The organism is Burkholderia sp. A2 (assembly GCF_001729305.1).
GTDB classification, from domain to species: Bacteria; Pseudomonadota; Gammaproteobacteria; order Burkholderiales; family Burkholderiaceae; genus Burkholderia; species Burkholderia sola.
Map to the genome: position 1 here is coordinate 1 of NZ_LZXX01000024.1, position 20,991 is coordinate 20,991.

17 protein-coding genes are annotated in these 20,991 nt (G+C 69.3%); 10 read left to right on the plus strand and 7 right to left on the minus strand.

Features of this window, described 5'->3' with window-relative positions; all coding sequences use genetic code 11:
• Window positions 1-109 precede the first annotated feature (109 nt).
• The gene (locus A9Z05_RS01770) at window positions 110-475 is read right to left on the minus strand and encodes a BON domain-containing protein (RefSeq protein ID WP_050011705.1); all 366 of its coding nucleotides are present in this window, start codon (window positions 473-475) and stop codon (window positions 110-112) included.
• Window positions 476-906: 431 nt separating this feature from the next.
• On the opposite strand from A9Z05_RS01770, the gene A9Z05_RS01775 reads away from it, so the two are divergent.
• The 3 genes from A9Z05_RS01775 to A9Z05_RS01785 all read left to right on the plus strand — a co-directional run bounded on the left by A9Z05_RS01775 (window position 907) and on the right by A9Z05_RS01785 (window position 4,110).
• Complete coding sequence (locus A9Z05_RS01775; protein WP_069616634.1) at window positions 907-2,349, plus strand: TAXI family TRAP transporter solute-binding subunit; 1,443 nt, start codon at window positions 907-909, stop codon at window positions 2,347-2,349.
• A gap of 94 nt (window positions 2,350-2,443) precedes the next feature.
• Entirely contained in the window at window positions 2,444-3,082 is a 639-nt protein-coding gene (locus A9Z05_RS01780) for a 2-hydroxychromene-2-carboxylate isomerase (protein WP_069616635.1), read from the plus strand.
• An 80-nt stretch (window positions 3,083-3,162) separates the two neighbouring features.
• Window positions 3,163-4,110: a LysR family transcriptional regulator gene (locus A9Z05_RS01785; RefSeq protein WP_069616636.1), complete on the plus strand. Its 948-nt coding sequence runs from the start codon at window positions 3,163-3,165 to the stop codon at window positions 4,108-4,110.
• A 44-nt stretch (window positions 4,111-4,154) separates the two neighbouring features.
• Here A9Z05_RS01785 and A9Z05_RS01790 read toward each other — a convergent pair whose 3' ends face one another.
• The 4 genes from A9Z05_RS01790 to xdhA form a co-directional block, all read right to left on the minus strand.
• The gene (locus A9Z05_RS01790) at window positions 4,155-4,556 is read right to left on the minus strand and encodes a nuclear transport factor 2 family protein (RefSeq protein WP_069616836.1); all 402 of its coding nucleotides are present in this window, start codon (window positions 4,554-4,556) and stop codon (window positions 4,155-4,157) included.
• A 91-nt stretch (window positions 4,557-4,647) separates the two neighbouring features.
• Window positions 4,648-5,316, minus strand: a complete 669-nt coding sequence (xdhC, locus tag A9Z05_RS01795) for a xanthine dehydrogenase accessory protein XdhC (RefSeq protein WP_069616637.1) — start codon at window positions 5,314-5,316, stop codon at window positions 4,648-4,650.
• A 69-nt stretch (window positions 5,317-5,385) separates the two neighbouring features.
• Window positions 5,386-7,749 carry a xanthine dehydrogenase molybdopterin binding subunit gene (gene xdhB / locus A9Z05_RS01800; protein WP_069616638.1) on the minus strand — a complete coding sequence of 788 codons (2,364 nt, stop codon included), beginning with the start codon at window positions 7,747-7,749 and terminating at the stop codon, window positions 5,386-5,388.
• An 18-nt stretch (window positions 7,750-7,767) separates the two neighbouring features.
• Entirely contained in the window at window positions 7,768-9,366 is a 1,599-nt protein-coding gene (gene xdhA, locus A9Z05_RS01805) for a xanthine dehydrogenase small subunit (RefSeq protein WP_069616639.1), read from the minus strand.
• Window positions 9,367-9,698: 332 nt separating this feature from the next.
• Between xdhA and A9Z05_RS01810 the strand changes: the two genes are divergently transcribed.
• Window positions 9,699-10,913, plus strand: a complete 1,215-nt coding sequence (locus tag A9Z05_RS01810) for an MFS transporter (RefSeq protein ID WP_069616640.1) — start codon at window positions 9,699-9,701, stop codon at window positions 10,911-10,913.
• Window positions 10,914-11,159: 246 nt separating this feature from the next.
• Here the strand turns inward: A9Z05_RS01810 and A9Z05_RS01815 are convergent, their stop codons facing one another.
• On the minus strand, window positions 11,160-12,050 hold the full coding sequence (locus tag A9Z05_RS01815) for a DMT family transporter (RefSeq protein WP_069616641.1): 891 nt from the start codon (window positions 12,048-12,050) through the stop codon (window positions 11,160-11,162).
• Between the two features lie 133 nt (window positions 12,051-12,183).
• Here A9Z05_RS01815 and A9Z05_RS01820 point away from each other — a divergent pair, with 133 nt between their 5' ends.
• A complete protein-coding gene (locus A9Z05_RS01820) occupies window positions 12,184-13,119 on the plus strand; it encodes an AraC family transcriptional regulator (protein WP_069616642.1) in 936 nt (311 codons plus the stop codon).
• 28 nt (window positions 13,120-13,147) lie between these two features.
• Here A9Z05_RS01820 and A9Z05_RS01825 read toward each other — a convergent pair whose 3' ends face one another.
• Window positions 13,148-14,359 (minus strand): alanine--glyoxylate aminotransferase family protein, encoded by a 1,212-nt coding sequence (locus A9Z05_RS01825; protein WP_069616643.1) that lies wholly within the window; start codon window positions 14,357-14,359, stop codon window positions 13,148-13,150.
• A 762-nt stretch (window positions 14,360-15,121) separates the two neighbouring features.
• On the opposite strand from A9Z05_RS01825, the gene A9Z05_RS01830 reads away from it, so the two are divergent.
• The 5 genes from A9Z05_RS01830 (at window position 15,122) to A9Z05_RS01850 (ending at window position 20,869) form a co-directional block, all read left to right on the plus strand.
• Complete coding sequence (locus tag A9Z05_RS01830) at window positions 15,122-16,105, plus strand: LysR family transcriptional regulator (protein ID WP_069616644.1); 984 nt, start codon at window positions 15,122-15,124, stop codon at window positions 16,103-16,105.
• 30 nt (window positions 16,106-16,135) lie between these two features.
• A complete protein-coding gene (locus tag A9Z05_RS01835) occupies window positions 16,136-17,134 on the plus strand; it encodes a 2-hydroxyacid dehydrogenase (RefSeq protein ID WP_069616645.1) in 999 nt (332 codons plus the stop codon).
• Between the two features lie 172 nt (window positions 17,135-17,306).
• Window positions 17,307-18,035, plus strand: coding sequence for a 5,6-dimethylbenzimidazole synthase (gene bluB, locus A9Z05_RS01840; protein ID WP_069616646.1), 729 nt, complete (start codon window positions 17,307-17,309; stop codon window positions 18,033-18,035).
• Between the two features lie 218 nt (window positions 18,036-18,253).
• Window positions 18,254-19,423 (plus strand): MFS transporter, encoded by a 1,170-nt coding sequence (locus tag A9Z05_RS01845; protein WP_069616647.1) that lies wholly within the window; start codon window positions 18,254-18,256, stop codon window positions 19,421-19,423.
• 285 nt (window positions 19,424-19,708) lie between these two features.
• Window positions 19,709-20,869, plus strand: coding sequence for an MFS transporter (locus A9Z05_RS01850; protein ID WP_069616648.1), 1,161 nt, complete (start codon window positions 19,709-19,711; stop codon window positions 20,867-20,869).
• The last annotated feature ends 122 nt before the right edge of the window (window positions 20,870-20,991 follow it).

Below are 20,991 nucleotides of genomic sequence, written 5' to 3' on the forward strand. Positions count from 1 at the left end.
CGCCGCCGCGCCGCGCGCGGCTGCCGGCCTCTGAAGCGCAAACGGGCCCCGGCATGCCGGGACCCGCCTGAAACGGGCGCGCGCGGCGCTCGCGCGCCGCCGCCCGGCGTTACTGCTGCTGGACCGTCAGCTTGTTCGTGACCGACGTCACGCCGCTCACGCCCTTCGCCGCCTCTTCCGCCTTGTCGATCTGAGCCTGGTCGGGCACCGTGCCCTCCAGCGTGATCGCGCCGCCCTTCGAGCGCACGACGAGGTTCGCCACGTCGATGCCGCCTGCCTTCGTAATGGCCTTGCGCACCGCGTAGCCGAGCTTGCGGTTCGCCTTCTTCGCGGTTTTCGCGGCGGCCTTCGGCGCGCTCGTCGCGGCCGCCGGCGCTTCCGTTGCCGCTGCGTCGCTCGACTGCGCATATACGCTGCCCGACAGACAGGCCGCCACGGCGGCGACGCCCAACGCTCTCAACACGATCGACTTCATGCTATCTCCTTATCACTCCGGAACGGCCGTGCACAGTACGGCCGGATACCCCCAAAAACAGCCGGCCCGCGCGCGAACGGGCGGGACAGCCGGTGTTTTCCACGGCGATACGAGAGAGGCGTCACGGGCCGGCGGCCGGCGCACGCGAAAGCGGGCCGGCCGGGCCGGGCAGCCGCCGGCCGGACGCGCCCGGTCTCATGACGTGCCGGGTCGCGCGCAAATCGGGCGCGGCTGCGTCGCACAATGTAATCCAGCGCCCGCCGAAGCGCAAAGCTTTTGACGCGACGGCGCCCGCAGCCGTCGCCGCGCAGCCGCGCGAGCCCACCCGATTCGCGCATGCGCGGCGAAACCGGGTACCATCGCCGCGAGCATCCGCGTCGTCCCGCGACGACCGTCATCGATGCGTCACGCCAGCGTCATCCGCCGATCCCATGAAGCCTGCCCGCCCCCGCCCGCCGCGCCGCATCCTCGCCCGCTTCGTCGCCGTCTCGTGGCGCGACCTCGCGCTGTCGATCGGCCCGACCGTGCTGCTCGCCGGCGCGGCCGTCTGGCTCGCGGTCAAGCTGATCCAGCCGGCGCCGCCGTCCTCGCTCGTGATCTCGGCCGGGCCGCCCGGCAGCACGTACTGGAACGCCGCGCAGAAGTACAAGACGATCCTCGCGAAAAACGGCGTCACGCTCGACGTTCAATCGTCCGAAGGTTCCGCGCAGAACCTCGCGCGGTTGTCGAACCCGAACGCGCCGGTCGACGTCGGCTTCGTGCAGAGCGGCATCGGCCCGAAGGAGCGCGACGAGCATCTGGTGTCGCTCGGCAGCATCGGCTACGTGCCGCTCGCGATCATGTACCGCGGCCCGGTCGTCGCGCGCCTGTCCGACTTCAAGGGCAAGCGGCTCGCGCTCGGCGCCGAAGGCAGCGGCGCGCGCGAACTGAGCCTCGCGCTGCTGAAGATGAACGGCATCGTGCCGGGCGGCCCGACCGAGCTCCTGCCGACCGCCGGCGAGGACGCCGCGACCGCGCTGCTCGACGGCAAGATCGACGCCGCGTTCCTGTCCGGCGACTCGACGCAGATCCCGGTGATGGCGAAGCTGTTCCGCGCGCCCGGCGTGCACGTGTATTCGTTCACGCAGGCCGAGGCGTACGCGCGGCGCTTTCCGTACCTCACCGCGATCACGCTGCCGATGGGCGTCTACGATCTCGGCCGCAACCTGCCGCCCGCCGACATCCACACGGTCGCGCCGACGATCGAACTCGTCGCGCGCGACTCGCTGCATCCGGCGCTGTCCGACCTGCTGATCGAGGCCGCGCGCGAAGTGCACGGCCACGCGACGATCCTCCAGCACGCGGGCGAATTCCCGTCGTCGGTCACGCGCGGCTTCCCGCTGTCCGACGACGCCGCGCGCTACTACAAGTCGGGCAAGAGCTTCCTGTACCGGCGGCTGCCGTTCTGGGTCGCGAGCCTCGTCGACCGGCTGCTGGTCGTGGTCGTGCCGCTGATCGTCGTGCTGATCCCCGGGCTGCGGCTCGTGCCGTCGCTGTACGGCTGGCGCGTGCGCTCGCGCATCTACCGCTGGTACGGCGCGCTGATCGCGCTCGAGCGCCGCGCGCTCGGCGAACATACGGCCGAGGAGCGCGTGCAGCTGCTCGACGAGCTCGACGACATCGAGGAAGCCGTGAACCGGATGAAGATGCCGCTCGCGTATGCCGGGCAGTTCTACGTGCTGCGCGAGCACATCGGCTTCGTGCGCGAACGGCTCACCGCGCACGACCAGGATGCGCCGGCGGGCCCGCCCGGCGCCGGCAACCCGCCGGCGCGCGCGGAAACCGGCCCGCCGCCGGCCGGCGATGGCCCCCGGGCGACTCCCGGTTCCGCGTGAGCGAACGATCCGCGATCATTGCTGCATGCGCGCGCTGCCGCGTAACATGGAGGCCGCCGCCAGGCGCCGCACGCCCCACCTTCTGGAGAACGACATGACCACCGGCCTCGATACCGCCCAACCCGCCTGGTTCTTCGACTTCGTGTCGCCGTTCTCGTATCTGCTGCTCGAGCAGCACGACAAATGGCCGGACGTGCCGTTCGACCCCGTCGCCGTGTCGTTGACCGACCTCCAGCGCCACTGGGGCCAGCGCCCGACCGCCGACGTGCCGGCCAAGCGCGTGTTCACGTACCGTCACGCGCTGTTTCGCGCGGAACAGCTCGGCATCCGCTTCAAGATGCCGCCCGCGCACCCGTTCGATTCGGACAAGGTGCTGCGCCTCGCGATCGCGCTGCGCGCCGATATCGCGACGGTGCTGGAAATGTTCCGCTTCATCTGGCGCGAAGGCAACGATCCGTCGACGCCGGAAGGCTTCGCGGCACTGTGCGAACGCGTCGGCGTGAGCCACGGCGACGAGCTGATCGAGTTCGAGGAAACCGCTGCGCAGCTGGCGCGCAACACGGCCGACGCGATCGCGCTCGGCGTGTTCGGCGTGCCCACCTTCTGGATGAACCAGCAGCTGTTCTGGGGCGAGGACGCGCTGCCGATGGTGCTGTACTGCGCGCGCACGCCGAACTGGCTCGAATCGCGCGAGGTCAAGCGGATCAGCACGCTGCCGAAGGGCCGCGCGTGATGGCGTGCGTGATGGCCGGTATCACGCACGGCAACGCGCGGCTGCGGTAAGGTTACGCGTCCCCCGAATCACCCCCACCAATGGACGACGACGACCGTACCGCCTCGCTCGACATCTGGCTCGTGCGCGTGTTGCGCACGCTGCTGCTCGAGCGCAGCGTCACGCAGGCCGCGCTGCGGCTGAACCAGACCCAGCCCGCGATCAGCACCGCGCTGCGCAAGCTGCGCGAGACGCTGAACGACCCGATCCTCGTGCGCGGCAAATCCGGCATGGTGCCGACCGAATATGGCGCGTCGCTGCTCGAAGCCGCGTCGCGCGCGCTGCGCGAGGTCGACTTCATCGCGACGCCGCACGGCGACTTCGATCCGTCGTCCGCGCGGCGCACGTTCCGCGTCGCCGCGCCCGACTACCTGAACGATTTCTTCATGCCGACGCTGATCGAGCGCTTTCGCGACGCGGCGCCGCATGCGCATCTGGAAATCGATTCGCTGAATCCCGCGCTCGACCACGCGGGCGCGCTCGAATCGGGCGCGCTCGATCTCGTGATCGGCAACTGGCCCAAGCCCGACCCGCAGTTCGCGCGCCAGGACCTGTTCTCCGACACGATCGTGTGCCTGATGCGCGACGCGCATCCGCTCGCCCGCGAGCCGCTCACGCGCGACGCCTATGCGGCGGCCGCGCACGTCGCGCCGACGCCGTACACCGGCGACAAGCGCAACGCGATCGAGATCGGCCTGGCGCGCGCGCGCCTCACGCGCCGCATCGTGACGACGCTGCCGTACTTCGGGATCGTGCCGCAGGTGCTGCTGCAGTCGGACCTGATCTTCACGACGACGCGCCGCTTCGCGACGCACTATGCGCAACTGCTGCCGCTCGTCGTCGTCACGCCGCCCGTGCCGTTCCCGCGCATCAAGAGCTACCTGCTCACGCACCCGCAACCCGATCGGCCGACCGACATCGCGTGGCTGTGCGCGCTGATGCAGAGCGTGTCCGACGAGCTGACGGTCGCCCGCACGCGCAAGCGCTGACGCGCGGCCAAGGCGCGGCGCGGCTGGTCAGGCAACACGGCCGCTCAGGCCGTGCAGAAGGTTTCCTGCAGATGGGTCCAGCGCACGACGCCCGCCGCGTCGCGCGCGAACACGGCGGTCGCGCGGCGCGCCGGCAGTTCGCCCGCCGCCGCGTGCTGCGCTTCGAGATAGGTGATCACCGCATGCGCTGCATCGGCCGCGAGCACGCGAATCTCCGACAGCGTGATGCGCAGCCCCGGCTTCGCGCCGGCCAGCTTCGCGAACAGCGCGCGCATGCCGTCACGGTCGACCATGCGGCCGTCGGTCAGGATCATCGTGAAGTCGGCGGAAAACGCGGCGAGCAGCGCATCGAGCGCCGCCGGCGCGGTATCGACGCCGGACAGCCAGCGCTCGATGGCGACGAGGCTCGCATCGAGCGCGTCGAGATAGACGGAGTGATCGGACATGAGTGCGTGCACGGTGACGTGAAGCGCGGCCCGCTGCCGCGCGTTGTCGTGCAGTGTATGCAAAAACGCGCGGCCGTGCGGCGTCGGCGTTTCAGCGCGCGCAGGACACGTCGTCGCGTGCGCGACCGGCCGCGGCCGCCTTCGCCTCGGCCACCGGCATGCCCGAGCGGGCCTGCAGCAGCTCCGCGCAGACGGCCACCGCGATCGCGCCCGGCGCCTTGTCGACGATGCCCACGACGCCGATCGGACACACCATGTCGACGAGCCGCGCCGGGTCGACGCCGCGCGCGGCGAGCCGGCGCTCGAACTTCACGCGCTTGGTGCGCGAGCCGATCATCCCGAAGTACGCGTAGTCGCGCCGCCGCATGATCTGCGCGGCGAGCGCGAAGTCGAGCGCGTGGTTGTGCGTCATCACGAGGAAGTACGCGCCGGGCGGCGCCGCGTCGACGACGGCCTCCGGCGTGTCGGTCGGCTCGGGCTGCACGTTCGGCGGACATTCGTCCGGGAACAGCTCGTCGCGCGTGTCGACCCACTGCACGACGCACGGCAGCGCGCCGAGCAGCGCGACGAGCGCGTGGCCGACGTGCCCCGCGCCGAACAGCACGACGTGCATCGGCGGCGGCGCCGCGGTCGCGCGGTTGCGCTGGCCGGTGCCCGGCGCGAACGGCTGCGGTTGCGACGGCGCGTTGCCGCACGCGCCGTCGCATCCGGCGGCGGGCGCGGGCGACGCGGCACGCGGCGAACGAGCGGGGCCGTTCATGCGCGCCTCCGCCGGGCCGGGCCGCCGTGAGCGAGCAACGAACGAAGCAGGCACGAAGCGCGTTTCATCTCACCCTGCCTCGCTCGCGCTCGCCGCGCGCACCGCGCCGATCGCGCGCAGGATCGACTCGCCGGTGGCCGGCGCGTCGAGCGGCGGGTTCACCCGGTAGTCGCCGACCGCGGCCACGGCGTCGCGCACCGCGAAGAACACCGAGAACGGCAGCAGCAGCGGCGGCTCGCCGACGGCCTTCGAGCGGTGGATGCTGTCCTCGACGTTGCGGTTCCGGAACAGCCGCACGTTGAACTCGGGCGGTGTGTCGTTCACCGTCGGGATCTTGTACGTGGACGGCGCGTGCGTCATCAGCTTGCCGCCTGCGTTCCACCAAAGCTCCTCGGTCGTGAGCCAGCCCATTCCCTGGATGAACGCGCCTTCGACCTGGCCGATGTCGAGCGCCGGGTTCAGCGACGCGCCCACGTCGTGCAGCGCATCGACGCGCAGCGTGCGCATCTCGCCCGTCAGCGTGTCGATCACGACTTCCGACACGGCCGCGCCGTACGAGTAGTAGTAGAACGGCCGACCCTGCAGCTTCGATTGATCCCAGTGCAGCTTCGGCGTCGCATAGAAGCCGTCGGACCACAGCTGCACGCGCGCGAGATACGCCTTCGCGACCACTTCGCCGAACGGCACGCGATGGCCGCCGACCCACACGACGTCGTTGCCGAACTTCACGTCGGCCGCATCGACCTTGCCGTCGCCGAACTGCTTCGCCGCGAACGCCGCGAGCCGCTCGCGCAACTGGCGCGCCGCATCCTGCGCGGCCTTGCCGTTCAGGTCGGAGCCCGTCGACGCGGCGGTCGCGGACGTATTCGCGACCTTGCTCGTGTCGGTCGCGGTCACGCGGATCCGGCCGAAACGGATGCCGAGTTCGTGCGCGACGACCTGCGCGACCTTCGTGTTGAGCCCCTGGCCCATCTCCGTGCCGCCGTGGTTCACGAGTACCGAGCCGTCGGTGTAGATGTGCACCAGCGCGCCGGCCTGATTGAAGTGCGTGACGTTGAACGCGATGCCGAACTTCACCGGCGTGAGCGCGATGCCCTTCTTCAGCACCGTGTTGCGTGCGTTGAATGCGCGCACGCCCGCGCGCCGCGCGCGGTAGTCGCTCGTCGTCTCGAGTTCGCCGAGCAGCTCCTGCAGCACGTTGTCCTCGATCGTCTGCCCGTACGGCGTCACGTTGCGTTCGGTCTTGCCGTACAGGTTCGCGTAGCGGACGTCGAGCGGATCGCGGCCGAGCGATCGCGCGATGTCGTCGAGGATGTATTCGATCGCGAACGCGCCCTGCGGGCCGCCGAAGCCGCGAAACGCGGTGTTCGACTGCGTGTTGGTCTTGCCGCAGTAGCCGGCGATGTCGACGTCGCCGAGCCAGTACGCGTTGTCGAAGTGGCACACCGCGCGCGTCATCACCGGGCCCGACAGGTCGGCCGAGAAGCCGCAGCGCGACGTCATGTCGAGCGCGACGCCGTCGATGCGGCCGTCGTCGTCGTAGCCGACGTCGAAGCGGTAATGGAAGTCGTGCCGCTTGCCGGTGATCATCATGTCGTCGTCGCGGTCCGGACGCAGCTTCACCGGGCACAGCAGCTTCCATGCGGCGAGCGCCGCGCAGCACGCGAACAGGCCCGACTGCGATTCCTTGCCGCCGAAGCCGCCGCCCATCCGGCGGCATTCGACCAGCACGTTGTGCGATGCGACGCCGAGCACGTGCGCGACGAGGTGCTGCATCTCGCTCGGGTGCTGCGTCGAGCAGTACACGTGCATCCCGTCGTCGTCCTTCGGCACCGCGTACGCGATCTGCCCTTCCAGGTAGAACTGCTCCTGCCCGCCGAGCAGCATCTCGCCCGACTCGCGGTGCGGCGCGACGGCGAGCCGCGCCGCCGCGTCGCCGCGCGCGAGCTTCAGCGGCGGGATCACGTAGGTTTCGGCCTTGCGCGCTTCCTGCGCGGTCAGGATCGCGGGCAGCTCCTCGTAGTCGACCTGCGCGCGGCGCGCGGCGAGCCGCGCGGTTTCATGCGACGTCGCGACGACGATGAACATCGGCTGGCCGACGAACTGCACGACGCCTTTGGCGAGCACCGGATCGTCGTGGACGATCGGGCCGCAATCGTTGACGCCCGGGATGTCGTCGGCCGTGAACACGGCGACCACGCCCGGCGTCGCGCGCACCGCGTCGAAGTTCATCGACACGATCTTCGCGTGCGGCTTCGCGGACAACCCGAGCGCCGCGTGCAGCGTGCCGGCGACGAGCGGGATGTCGTCGGTGTAGGTCGCGCGCCCGCTCACGTGCAGGTGAGCGGATTCGTGCGCGCGCGACACGTGCACTTGCGCGGCGTCGGCCTGCGGATCGAGGGTGCTGAGGAACGGTTCTGCTTGCTGGTTCATGTTCGGTGTTCTCCGTCGTCAGACGCGTGCCGCGTCGTCGGCAACTTCAGCGCCTGCTTCGGCGGCCACTTCGCGCACGTTCAGCGCCTGCGGCGGCAGCGGGTCGTGCGCACGCGTCTCCAGCCAGAAGCGATACATCAGGTTCTTCGCGGTCTCGAGGCGATACGCGCTCGTCGCGCGCATGTCGGACAGCGGCTGGTAATCGCGCTCGAGCGCCTGCATCGCGGCCTGCGCGGTGGCTTCGTGCCACTGCGCGCCGTCGAGCACGGCTTCCGTACTGGAAGCGCGCTTCGGCGTCGCGGCCATCCCGCCGAACGCGATGCGCGGCTCGCGGATCGTGTCGCCGTCCGCGATGAACGCGAATGCGGCGCACACCGCGGAAATGTCGGAGTCGAAGCGCTTCGACAGCTTGTAGGTGCGGAACCGCAGCTTTTCGCGCGCACCGCTGCGGGTCGGCACCTTCAGGCCAGCGACGAATTCGTGCGGCGCCATGTCCTTCTGCTGATAGCCGGTGTACAGCGCCTCGAGCGGCAGCTCGCGCACGGTGTCGCCGCCGCGCAGCACGACGCGCGCGCCGAGCGCGATGAGGCCCGGCATCGAATCGCCGATCGGCGAGCCGTTCGCGACGTTGCCGCCGAGCGTGCCCGCGTTGCGGATCGGCAGCGACGCGAAGCGCTTCCACATCTCGGTCAGCTCCGGATAGGTGCCGGCCAGCGCCGCATAGGCCTTCTCGACCGTCACGCCCGCGCCGATCCCGATCCAGTCGTCGCCGTGCACGACCTGCTGCAGTTCGGCGATCTGGCCGACGTAGATCAGGTCGTCGAGGCGGCGCATCTGCTTGGTGACCCACAGGCCGATGTCGGTGCTGCCCGCGAGAATGCGCGCGTCGGGACGCTCGGCCTTCAGCGCGGCCAGCGCGTCGAGCGTGCGCGGCGCCGCGAAACGCGCGCCGTTGACCGCCGTGTAGTCGAACGTATCGTCGCGCTTCAGCGATGCGAGCGTGCGGGCGAGCGCGGCCGTGTCGACCGGCGCCGACGGTGCCGACGCGGCTTCGCCGGTCGCGCCGTCGGTCGCACCTTCGCCGGTCGCGTCGAACATCCGCACCGCCGCATCGACGATCGGGCGATAGCCGGTACAGCGGCACAGGTTGCCCGTCAGCGCATCGGCGATCTCGGTGCGCGTCGGCACATCCTTCGCCTTCGCGCACGCACTGCCGCAGCCTTCGTGGCCATGCTTCTCGTACAGCGCCCACATCGACATCACGAAGCCGGGCGTGCAGAACCCGCACTGCGAACCGTGGCAATCGACCATCGCCTGCTGCACCGGGTGCAGCGAACCGTCCGGCCGGCGCAGGTCCTCGACCGTGAGCAGCGCCTTGCCGTCGAGCGTCGGCAGGAACTGGATGCACGCGTTGACGGCCTTGAACTCGACCGCGCCGGCGTCGGTCAGCTCGCCGACGACGACCGTGCACGCGCCGCAGTCGCCTTCCGCGCAGCCTTCCTTGGTGCCGGTGCAATGCGCGTCCTCGCGCAGGTATTGCAGCACGGTGCGGGTCACGTCCGCGCCGCTGACTTCGCGGATTGCGTGACGGTGGTAGAAGCGGATCGGCTCACTCATGTCTCGGTGTTTCTTCAAATGGGGGCAAGGCGGCCTGCGCGGAGCGCTCGACCGACGTTTTTCCGACAGTTTGCACGCTATCACCGTCAAATTCCGCAACCCATAGCCCATCACGCATGCGGCTCATATAACTGCCGCGATATGCGCGCCCGACCGGCCGACGCCCTTGCCGCACGGGGCGCGCCGTCCGTTCCCGGCCCGCGCGACCGTCGGCCCCTTCACGAACGGCGCGCGGTTAACTAAGCGGTACCTGCGTGAAAACCGGTTCCATGGGAAAATCCCGATTCCCTTTTCCGCCGTTTTCCGTTCGTTTCGCCATTCGTTCCGACCCCATGTCATCCGATTCCGCCACACCGCCGCGCAGCGGGTTCGCGGTCACGCTGCAAATCGTGTCCGTCGTCTGCTTCACGTTCATCTGCTACCTGACCATCGGGCTGCCGCTCGCGGTGCTGCCGGGCTTCGTCCACGACGACCTCGGCTTTTCCGCGATCGTCGCGGGCGGCGCGATCAGCGTCCAGTATTTCGCGACGCTCGCGTCGCGCCCGCTCGCCGGCCGCCTCGCCGATACGCTCGGGCCGAAGCAGACGGTGCTGCGCGGGCTGGTCGGTTGCGGCGTGTCGGGCGTGCTGCTGCTCGTCGCGCTGCTGCTCGCGCACTGGCCGGTCGCGAGCCTCGCGCTGCTCGTCGCGAGCCGGCTCGTGCTCGGCGTCGGCGAAAGCCTGTGCGGCACCGGTGCGATCCTGTGGGGCATCGGCCGGGTCGGCGTCGCGCACAACGCGAAGGTGATCTCGTGGAACGGCATCGCGACCTACGGCGCGCTCGCGCTCGGCGCGCCGGTCGGCGTCGCGATCGCGCACACGCTGAATCCGGCGCTGATCGGCGTGATCGTGATCGCGCTCGCCGCGCTCGGCTTCTACCTCGCCCGCCTGATCGCACCGGTGCCGCTCGTGCACGGCGAACGGATGTCGTATGCGAGCGTGTTCACGCGCGTGCTGCCGCACGGCCTCGGCCTCGCGCTCGGTTCGGCCGGCTTCGGCTCGATCGCCACGTTCGTCACGCTGTACTACGCGGCGCGCCACTGGCCGAACGCCGCGCTGTCGCTGACCGTGTTCGGCACGCTGTTCATCGGCGCGCGCCTGCTGTTCGCGAACACGATCAAGACCTACGGCGGGTTCCGCGTCGCGATCGTGTCGTTCGCGTTCGAATCCGCAGGCCTGCTGCTGCTGTGGCTCGCGCCGGTGCCGCACGTCGCGCTGGTCGGCGCCGCGCTGACGGGCTTCGGCTTCGCGCTGATCTTCCCGGCGCTCGGCGTCGAGGCCGTCGCGCTCGTGCCGCCCGCGAGCCGCGGCGCCGCGCTGTCCGCGTATTCGGTGTTCCTCGACCTGTCGCTCGGCATCACGGGCCCGCTCGCCGGCTATGTCGCGGGCGCGTTCGGCTATCCGCAGGTGTTCCTGTTCGCGGCGGTGGCCGCGGCCGCGGGTGTCGCGCTGTCGATGGTGCTGTACCAGCGGCAGGCGCGCGTGGCGGGGAGCGGCGCGGCGGCGTGAGCGGGGTGACGCGCGTTACGCACCGGTCACGCGAAACGTGCGTCAACGCAGCAGTACGTTGAAATCCCGCAATACGCGGGCCGCATCGGGATGACTCCAGCGTAGGCGCTCGCGCAATCATCATCCCCTCCCGTTACGACCGGAATGATCGAGCGCAGCGCCGAATCGAAACCAAGTCAACCGCGTCAACTTAATCGACCCTTCACCGGGTTTCTCGATCGCGGCTTCGCGCAACCGCGAACTTCATCAGGCCGTCCGCAGAAACAACCGTCGCGTGAGGTCGAACGCGACGAGATTGCCGGCCACCACCAGCAGCAGGCCGATCACCGCGAGCGGCGACCACTGGTAGCCCTCGAACACCGTCGACACGGCCAGCGCGACGATCGGGAACAGCACCGTGCAGTACGCGGCGCGCTCCGGCCCGATCCGGCCGACGAGCGTCAGGTACGCGGTGAAGCCGATCACCGAGCCCGGCACGGCGAGGTACACGAGCGCGCCGAGATAGCGGGGGCTCATGTCGAGCGTGAACGGCATCCCGGCCACCGCGCCGCCGACGGTCAGGATCGCCGCGCCGATCAGCATCGCCCAGCCGTTGGTCGCGAGCGGGTGCAGCCCCATCGACTGCATCCGGCTCGACAGCAGGTTGCCCGCCGAGAAGCACATCGTGCCGGCGAACGCGATCGCGAGCCCCGTCCACGTCGCGTGGTCGTCGAGATGGCCGGCCATCTGCTGCCAGAACAGGCATGCGATGCCGGTCAGGCCGAGCAGCGCGCCGGCGATCGCCGACGGCCGCAGCGGGCGGCCCATGAACAGCCGGCCGTTGATCGAGTTCAGCAGCGGCGCGGTCGAGAAGATCACCGCGACGAGCCCGCTGGGCACGACCTGCTCCGCATAGTAAAAACACAGGAAATTCAGGCAGAACAGCGCGAAGCCCTGCGCGACGAGAAAGCGCCACGCTTCGCGCGGCGGGCGCACCGGGCGGCGCATCGCGCGCAGCAGCGCGAACAGCACGGCGGCCGCGAGCCAGAAGCGCCACGCGATCGACACGGGCGGCGGCACCGAGCCGAGCTGCCACTTGATCGCGATCCAGGTGGTGCCCCAGATCAGCACGGTGACGAAATAAAGCGACAGGTTCATGGCGGCGTTCCGGAAAATCGATGAATCGGGATCCCGACTATGCCGTCGCGCCGCGCGCGCCGATTGTCCGGAATTGCGGTCTTTTTCGGGACGCCGCACGCGGCGCCGCGCGCCCGCTTATACTCGGCGCATCATGAGTCTCTCCCTCTGCGCCCCGCCCGTCGACCGCGCCGCCGCCCTGGCCGGCGGCGATCTGCCGTTCGGCCTGCAGTCGGTCTGCCGCACGCTCGCCGACGCGAACGCGACGCTCGAGCGCTTCGCGTGGCTCGGCGACCACCTCGCGATCGCCGAATGGACGCGGATCACCGACGAAAGCGAGACGGTCTACGAGCAGCCCGGCCACCACACGCTGTCGTGCTACCTCGACGGCGGCTATCGGACCGAGCGCCAGCGCGTGCCGCGCTACGGCGCGCCGAGCCTGCTGTGCGCGTTGCCGGGCGACCATGAATCGCGCTGGTGGGTGCGCGGCGAAATGCATTTCATCCACCTGTATTTCCTGCCCGAGCACTTCACGCAGCGCGCGATCCGCGAGCTCGACCGCGAGCCGCGCGAGCTGAAGCTCGCCGACCGCACCTATTTCGAGGATGCGCGCGTCGCCGCGCTGCTGCGCTCGCTCGCACTCGACGGCTGGGACAATGCCGACGATCGGCTGCGCGTGAACGAGACCGCGCACGACGTGCTGAGCCTGTTGCTGCGCGGGCAGAGCGCGACGCGCACCGACACGTCGTTCCGCGGCGGGCTCGCGCCGGCCGTGCGCCGCCGCGTGCGCGACTACATCGACACGTATCTCACGCAGCCGCTGACGCTCGGCGAACTCGCCGAGGTGGCCGCGCTGTCCGAATACCATTTCTCGCGGATGTTCCGGCTGTCGTTCGGCCGCGCGCCGCACGCGTGGGTGGCCGAGCAACGGCTCGCCCGGGCCCGAGAGCTGCTGCGCACGACGGCGTTGCCGCTCGCGCAGATCGCGGCCGACTGCGGCTACGCGAACGCCGGCCACTTCAGCCATCGCTTTCGCGACGCGCACGGCACGACGCCGAATACATACCGGCGCGCGATGCAGGGCCGCTGAGCGCGGCCCGTTTCCTCGCTGCTTCCGCTTACGCGCCGCGCCGCGACAGCTCCTGTTCGAGCGCCGCGACGCCGGCCGGCAGGTCGACCGGCACTTTCAGGTCGACCATCGTGCGGCCGAACGCATGCAGCGTGCGGAACAGGTTGTGTTCGCGGCACTGCTCGCCCATCTGCCCGATCCGCACGATCGGCAAGCCGAACGAGCCCGAGATCTCGACCTGGTACTGCTTCGAGATATGACCGCAGACCATCCCGGGCGTGAGCCCCTCCGGCGTCTCGATCCCGACCACCGAATTGAGCCGGCAGTCCTTCGGCGCATAGAGCTTGAGCCCCATCGATTCGACGCCAGCCTGCAGCGCCAGCGAGCAGCGCAGGTGGCGCGCGAAGCGGCTTTCGAGCGTCTCCGCGCAGACGAGCCGCAGCGCCTCGTGCAGTGCGAGCACGCCCGACACGGGCGCCGTGTAGTGATAGCCGGCGTTGTGCCAGAAGTTCTCCGCGAGCGCCATGTCGAGGCACCAGTGCGCGTTCGGCTCGGGGCGATGCTTCATGCGGTCCCACGCGGCATCGGAGAACGCGATCAGCGATACGCCCGGGATCGACGACAGCCCCTTCTGGCCGCCGGTGATCACCGCGTCGATGCCCCACGCATCCATCTCGAGCGGCATCGTCGACAGCGTGCACACCGCGTCGACGACCACCAGCGCGCCGGCCGCCTTCGCGAGCGCGGCGATGTCGCGCAGGTCGCGGTTCCACACGGTGTTCGACGTCTCGCCCTGCACGATCGTGACGATCTCGGGCCGCTCGCGCGCGATCGCGTCGGCGATCTCGTCGAGGCTCGCGACCGCGCGGTCGGCCACTTCGAGCGTCGCGACGTCGGCGCCGACGCGCGTGGCCATCTCGGCCATCCGCGCGCTGAAGAAGCCGTTGCGGATCGACAGCACGCGCGTGCCGCGCCATGCGAGGTTCGAGATCGCCATTTCCATCGCGGCCGAGCCGGGACCCGCGACGCCGAGCACCCACTTCGTGCGGGTCTGGAACACGTAGCGCGCCATCTCCTTCACCTGCTCGATGATCTTCGCCATCGTCGCGCCGAGGTGGTTGATCACGATCGTGTTCGCCTTGGCCACCGCGGCCGGGATCGGAACCGGCCCGGCTCCCATCATCAGCAGCGGTTCTTCGGGCAGGATCGCGTCGAGCGGCACAACGACGGGACAGGGAATCGGCGAATAATCGATGGACATGGCTGGAAAAGGATCAGGAAAGGAAGGGCCCGGCCGCCCGCGGCACGGCGCCCGTGGCACGGCGCGGCCAACTGATCGATCATTCCGTGTTCCGCCGCCTCGCGCAAGAGGCACGCACGTCCGGACAGCACGACGGTGGCCCGGTCGCCGGACCGGGCCAGCCGGCCGCGCACTGCGCGCACGATGGCCGGCCGGATTGAAAAGGGATTGCCCGCCGGCCGCGAAACGGTTCCACTCGGGTTCCGAACGCCCGATTTTCTCCTCCAATATCGAGATGATTCGGTCGAAAACGGCGGTTCAGCCTCATTCGCGGGCAGAACGAAATGGACCGGCCACCTGATACAAATCGCGGAACGAATGCGATACACAAAATCCGAACGTGGAAAAAACATCCACTATTGCAGCATGTATTGGGGAACGACGCCGAAACCGCTCCGCCTCCATCTGCTCGAATTTTTCGCAACACATTGATTTAAATAGAAAATTTTCGCGTCGCGGTTGCACACTCCAATACCACGCCGGTTTTTCCGGCGCGTCCTTGCTGCATTGCAGCGTTAAACCGGTACTCGCGATTTCGATTTTACGCAAGCCGCCCGTTTTCTCAGGTTGACGGATATCTGCTCTGTATTGAACAATCGTCTGCGGAATCGAAAATTCTATTTTCGAGACGAGGGAGAGCTGGGGCCGCGCAATGCGCTTTCGACGTTGTGCGGCGATAAATCACAACCAAAATCAATCAACCGGGCCAGAAATACGCAAGCCATGAACCAGATTCAGACCATGCGTGTATTCGTCTGCGTCGCCGAGCAGCAAAGCTTCCGGCGCGCGGCGCACCATCTCGGCGTGTCCAATGCGCTCGTCACGCGTTCGATCGCGATGCTCGAGGGCCACCTGAACACACGGCTGATCCATCGCACCACGCGCAACCTGTCGCTTACCGAGGCCGGCGTGCGCTACCTCGACGGTTGCCGTGCGTTGCTCGAGGAATTCGACCACCTCGAATCGTCCGTCGCGCATGCCGTGCGCGAACCGGCCGGCACGCTGCGCGTCGTCGCGTCGGGGCTGCTGTCGCCGCTCGCGCTGACGCCGCTCGTCAGCAGCTTCCGGCACCGCTACCCGGAGCTGCGCGTGCAGCTGACCGTCGCCGAAGGGCCGCTCGACGTGCTCGATTCGGGCTACGACGTCGGCATCGTCACGGGCACCCGGCTCGACGGCAACCCGTCGCTGATCGGCCATGCGCTCGCGCCGAACCCGTTCGTCGCGTGCGCGGCGCCGGCCTATCTCGACCGCCGCGGCGAGCCGCGCGTGCCCGACGATCTGCCGGGCCACGACTGGGTCACGCTCGCACCGCACCAGCACGCGCCGACGTGGCAACTCGTCGGTCACGACGGCGTCGCCCATACGGTCACGGTGCGCCCGGCCTGCACGGTCAATCAGCTCGCGCTCGTGCAGGCGGCGGCCGTGGCCGGCGCCGGCATCGCGGTGCTGCCCGAGCCGTGCGTGGCCGACGCGCTCAACCACGGCTCGCTCGTGCGGCTGATGGCCGGCTACCGGATCGACGATCCCGACGCGCAGTTGTCGCTCGTCTATCCGAACCGCCAGTACGTGCCGGCCCGTACGCGCAGCTTCGTCGAGCACGCGCTCGAGCACTTCGGCGCGCCGTCCGCCCGCGGGCAGACGGACTACGACTTCCTGCGGCCAGTGCGCGGCCCCGAACGCTCCGACATCGTCACGGGCCTGCAGTAAACTGCGCGCGTCAGCCATCGGAGGTGCAGCGTGCGCGTGATCCTGTTCAGCAGCCGGCAGTACGACGACGATTCGTTCACAGCCGCCAACCGGCAGTTCGGCTATCGGCTGCACTTCCAGCCGTCGCACCTCGACGCGGAAACGGCGATCCTCGCGCACGGCTATGACGTCGTCTGCCCGTTCGTCAACGACACCGTCGACGCAGCCGTGCTCGAACGGCTCGCCGACGGCGGCACGCGGCTGATCGCGCTGCGCTCGGCGGGCTTCAACCACGTCGACCTCGCCGCCGCCGAACGGCTCGGCATCACGGTCGTGCGCGTGCCCGCGTATTCGCCGCACGCGGTGGCCGAGCACGCGGTCGCGCTGATTCTCGCGCTCAACCGCCGCCTGCCGCGCGCGGTCGCCCGTACGCGAGAAGGCGATTTCTCGCTGAACGGCCTGCTCGGCTTCGACCTGCACGGCAAGACCGTCGGCGTGATCGGCACCGGCATCATCGGCAGCGTGTTCGCGAAGATCATGATGGGCTTCGGGATGCACGTGCTCGCGCACTCGGTACCGCCGTACGACGACGAGCTGATCGCGTTCGGCGCGCGCTACGTCGAGCTCGACGAATTGCTGCATCACGCCGACATCGTGAGCCTGCATTGCCCGCTGCTGCCGTCGACGCACCACCTGATCAACGAGCGGACGCTCGCGCGGATGAAGCACGGCGCGATGCTGATCAACACGGGGCGCGGCGGGCTCGTCGATGCGCAGGCGCTGGTCGACGCGCTCAAGAGCGGCCAGCTCGGCCATCTCGGGCTGGACGTGTACGAGGAGGAAAGCGGGCTGTTCTTCGAGGATCACTCCGACCTGCCGCTGCAGGACGACGTGCTCGCACGCCTGCTGACGTTCCCGAACGTGATCGTCACGTCGCACCAGGCGTTCTTCACGCGCGAGGCGCTGGCCGAGATCGCGCACACGACGCTGCTGAACATCGAGGCGTGGCATGCGCGGGCGCCGCAGAACGTCGTGGTGGCAAATCGCTGAAAAACCGCGCATTTGAGGGGTCGCGGCGCATCCGCAATCGTTTGCTCGCGCATCCCGCCGCGCACTGCACCCATCATCGTCAACAATTCAGCGCATTGTTTCGGTTGAGGTAACGTTTCGAGCGCGTCGTCTGCTATCGTTGCGCCGACGTCCTTCCCTGCCTTTGCCGCTCATGCGTTTCGACGACTCCGACATCGCTGCTGTCTACCGCGCCATCTTCGAACGGCGCGACATGCGTCACTTCACGCCGGCGCCCGTCGATCCGGCCGTGCTCGCGCGGCTGCTGCGCGCGGCGCACCACGCGCCGAGCGTGGGCTTCATGCAGCCGTGGCGCTTCATCCGCATCACCGATCCCGCATTGCGCACCGCCATTCACGCGCTGGTCGAGGCCGAGCGCCGCGCGACCGCCGACGCGCTCGGCGAGCGCCAGGACGAATTCATGCGGCTGAAGGTCGAGGGCGTACGCGAATGCGGCGAGTTGCTGGTCGTCGCGCTCGCCGACGGCCGCGAGCGCCACGTGTTCGGCCGCCGCACGCTGCCGGAGATGGATCTGGCATCCGCCGCGTGCGCGATCCAGAACATGTGGCTCGCGGCGCGCGCCGAAGGGCTCGGGATGGGCTGGGTGTCGTTGTTCGACGTCGATGCGCTGCGCACGCTGCTGCGGATGCCCGACGGTGCGAAGCCGATCGCCGTGCTCTGCATCGGGCACGTCGATGCGTTCTATGCGAAGCCGATGCTCGAAGCAGAACGCTGGGCCGCGCGGATGCCGATCGAAGCGTGCCTGTTCGAGAACGGCTGGGATGATCCGGCGGCGATCGACGGGGCCGGATCCGCGGCGTCGCGAGACGATACCGAAACGTCGGACGCGCTGCTCGACGGGGCTGCGGAGCCCACCGTCTGACCCGGTTCGGCCGGCTCCTCGCCTACAGTCGAGCCACCGCCAATCTCACAGTGTGAGCACACCGCCGGCCGCCCGTCGCACGCCGGCAACACGTATTTTGGCGCCCAGCATCAGGGTTTTCACTGAAGTAGAATCGCGGCTGACTCTCGCCTCACCGACCGCCCGTCCCGCGCATCCCGCGCCCGGCTCGAGCGGCCTTCTTTCCCGAGCCTACCGCGATGCCCCTGCCTCTTTTCGCCCTTGCCGTCGCCGCATTTGGAATCGGTACCACCGAATTCGTGATCATGGGGCTGCTGCCCAATGTCGCGCGCGACCTCGGCGTGTCGATCCCGGCCGCCGGGATGCTCGTGTCGGGCTACGCGCTCGGCGTGACGATCGGCGCGCCGATCCTCGCGATCGTCACCGCGAAGATGCCGCGCAAGCGTGCGCTGATGGGGCTGATCGGGCTGTTCATCGCCGGCAACCTGTTCTGCGCGATCGCGCCCGGCTACGCGGTGCTGATGGCCGCGCGCGTCGTCACCGCGTTCTGCCACGGCGCGTTCTTCGGCATCGGTTCGGTGGTCGCGAGCAACCTCGTCGCGCCGAACCGCCGCGCACAGGCGATCGCGCTGATGTTCACCGGCCTCACGCTCGCGAACGTGCTCGGCGTGCCGCTCGGCACCGCGCTCGGCCAGGCGTTCGGCTGGCGCGCGACATTCTGGGCCGTCACCGGCATCGGCATCGCCGCGGCCGCCGCGCTTGCGGTGTGTCTGCCGAAAAACCTCGCGATGCCGGACACCAGCATCACGCGCGAATTCAGCGTGCTGAAGCACCCGCAGGTGCTGATGGTGCTCGGCATCAGCGTGCTCGCGTCCGCGAGCCTGTTCAGCGTGTTCACGTACATCACGCCGATCCTCGAGGACGTGACGGGCTTCTCGCCGCATCAGGTCACCTACGTGCTGCTGCTGTTCGGCCTCGGCCTGACGGTCGGCGGCACGCTCGGCGGCAGGCTCGCCGACTGGCGCCGGATGCCGTCGCTGATCGCGACGCTCGCGCTGATCGGCATCGTCCTCGCGCTGTTCGCCGGCACGATGCACCTGCCGTTCGCCGCGCTCGCGACGGTTTTCGTATGGGGCATGCTCGCGTTCGCGATCGTGCCGCCGCTGCAGATCATGATCGTCGATCGCGCGAGCGACGCGCCGAACCTCGCGTCGACGCTGAACCAGGGCGCGTTCAACCTCGGCAACGCGACCGGCGCATGGCTCGGCGGGATGGCGATCAGCTCCGGCGTGTCGCTCGTGAGCCTGCCGTGGGTCGGCGTCGCGATGGCCGTCGCGGCGCTCGCGCTCACGCTGTGGTCGGCGTCGCTCGAACGCCGGCCGATGGCCGTACCGACCGAATACGTGTAACGCAACCCTGCGGCAATCGTTGCGTCCGCAACTCCTATAGGGCCTGTTCACGCCAATAACGGGCTTGCGAACGTGCGTTGCCGGCTGCAGTGCAAGAAGCAAGGAGCGCCGTTTGGCCGAGCCAAACAAGCGACGCGCGACGCCGCAATGCGGCCGGCAACGCACGTTCCCCTGATTGAAAAAATCCTTTGTCGGGCCAGCGCAAGCCCGTTATTAGCGTGAACAGGCCCCAGACGTGACGGCGTTCATGGACCTTTCAAGGGCCGCGGTGTAGCATCGCGGCCGATGAAAGCCATTCTCAATCGCGATTTCCTCGCGCTGATCCTGAGTGTCGCGGTCGTCGGCCTCGGCACCGGCGCCACGCTGCCCCTCACCGCACTTGCCCTGACCGAAGCCGGGCACGGCACCAACGTCGTCGGCATGCTGACCGCCGCGCAGGCCCTCGGCGGCCTCGCGATCGTCCCGTTCGTCACCGCGCTCGCGCGGCATATCGGCGCGCGCCGCGCGATCGTCGTGTCGGTCGTGCTGCTCGCGGCCGCCACCGCGCTGATGCAGTTCACGTCGAACCTGATCCTGTGGGGCGTGCTGCGCGTGCTGTGCGGCGCCGCGCTGATGCTGCTGTTCACGATCGGCGAGGCATGGGTCAACCAGCTCGCCGACGATTCGACGCGCGGCCGCGTCGTCGCGATCTACGCGACCAATTTCACGCTGTTCCAGATGGCCGGCCCCGTGCTCGTCAGCCAGATCGCCGGCGCGACGGGCATCCGCTTCGCGCTGTGCGGCGCGCTGTTCCTGCTCGCGCTGCCAACGCTCGCGACGATCCGCCGTGCGCCGCTCGCCGGCGACGACGCACATCACGAAGCGCACGGCCGCTGGCTCGACGTGCTGCCGCGCATGCCCGCGTTGATCATCGGCACCGGCTTCTTCGCGCTGTTCGACACGCTCGCGCTGTCGCTGCTGCCGCTCTATGCGATGGATCACGGCGTCGCGAGCGCGACCGCCGTGCTGCTCGCGTCGATCATGCTGTTCGGCGATACCGCGATGCAGTTCCCGATCGGCTGGCTCGCGGACAAGCTCGGCCGCGAACGCGTGCACCTCGGCGCGGGCTGGATCGTGCTGGCCGGCCTGCCGCTGCTGCCGTTCGTGATCGCGAATCCGTGGCTGTGCTGGCCGCTGCTGTTCGTGCTCGGCGCGGCGGCCGGCAGCATTTATACGCTGTCGCTCGTCGCCTGCGGCGAGCGTTTCCGCGGTGCGGCGCTCGTCACCGCGAGCTCGCTCGTGTCGGCGTCGTGGAGCGCGGCGAGCTTCGGCGGCCCGCTGGTGGCCGGCGCGTTGATGGAGCAACTGGGCAGCAATGCGCTGGTCGGCGTGCTGGCGGCCTGCGTCGCCGCGTTCGTCGCGGCCGCGTTGTGGGAACGACGCGCGGCGGTGCAGCGCGCGGTCTGATGACGATTGGCGTTGGCGTTGGCGTTGGCGTTGGCGTTGGCGTTGGCGTTGGCGTTGGCGTTGGCGTTGGCGTTGGCGTTGGCGTTGGCGCGCAGCATCATGCACCGGTACGCATCGGCCCG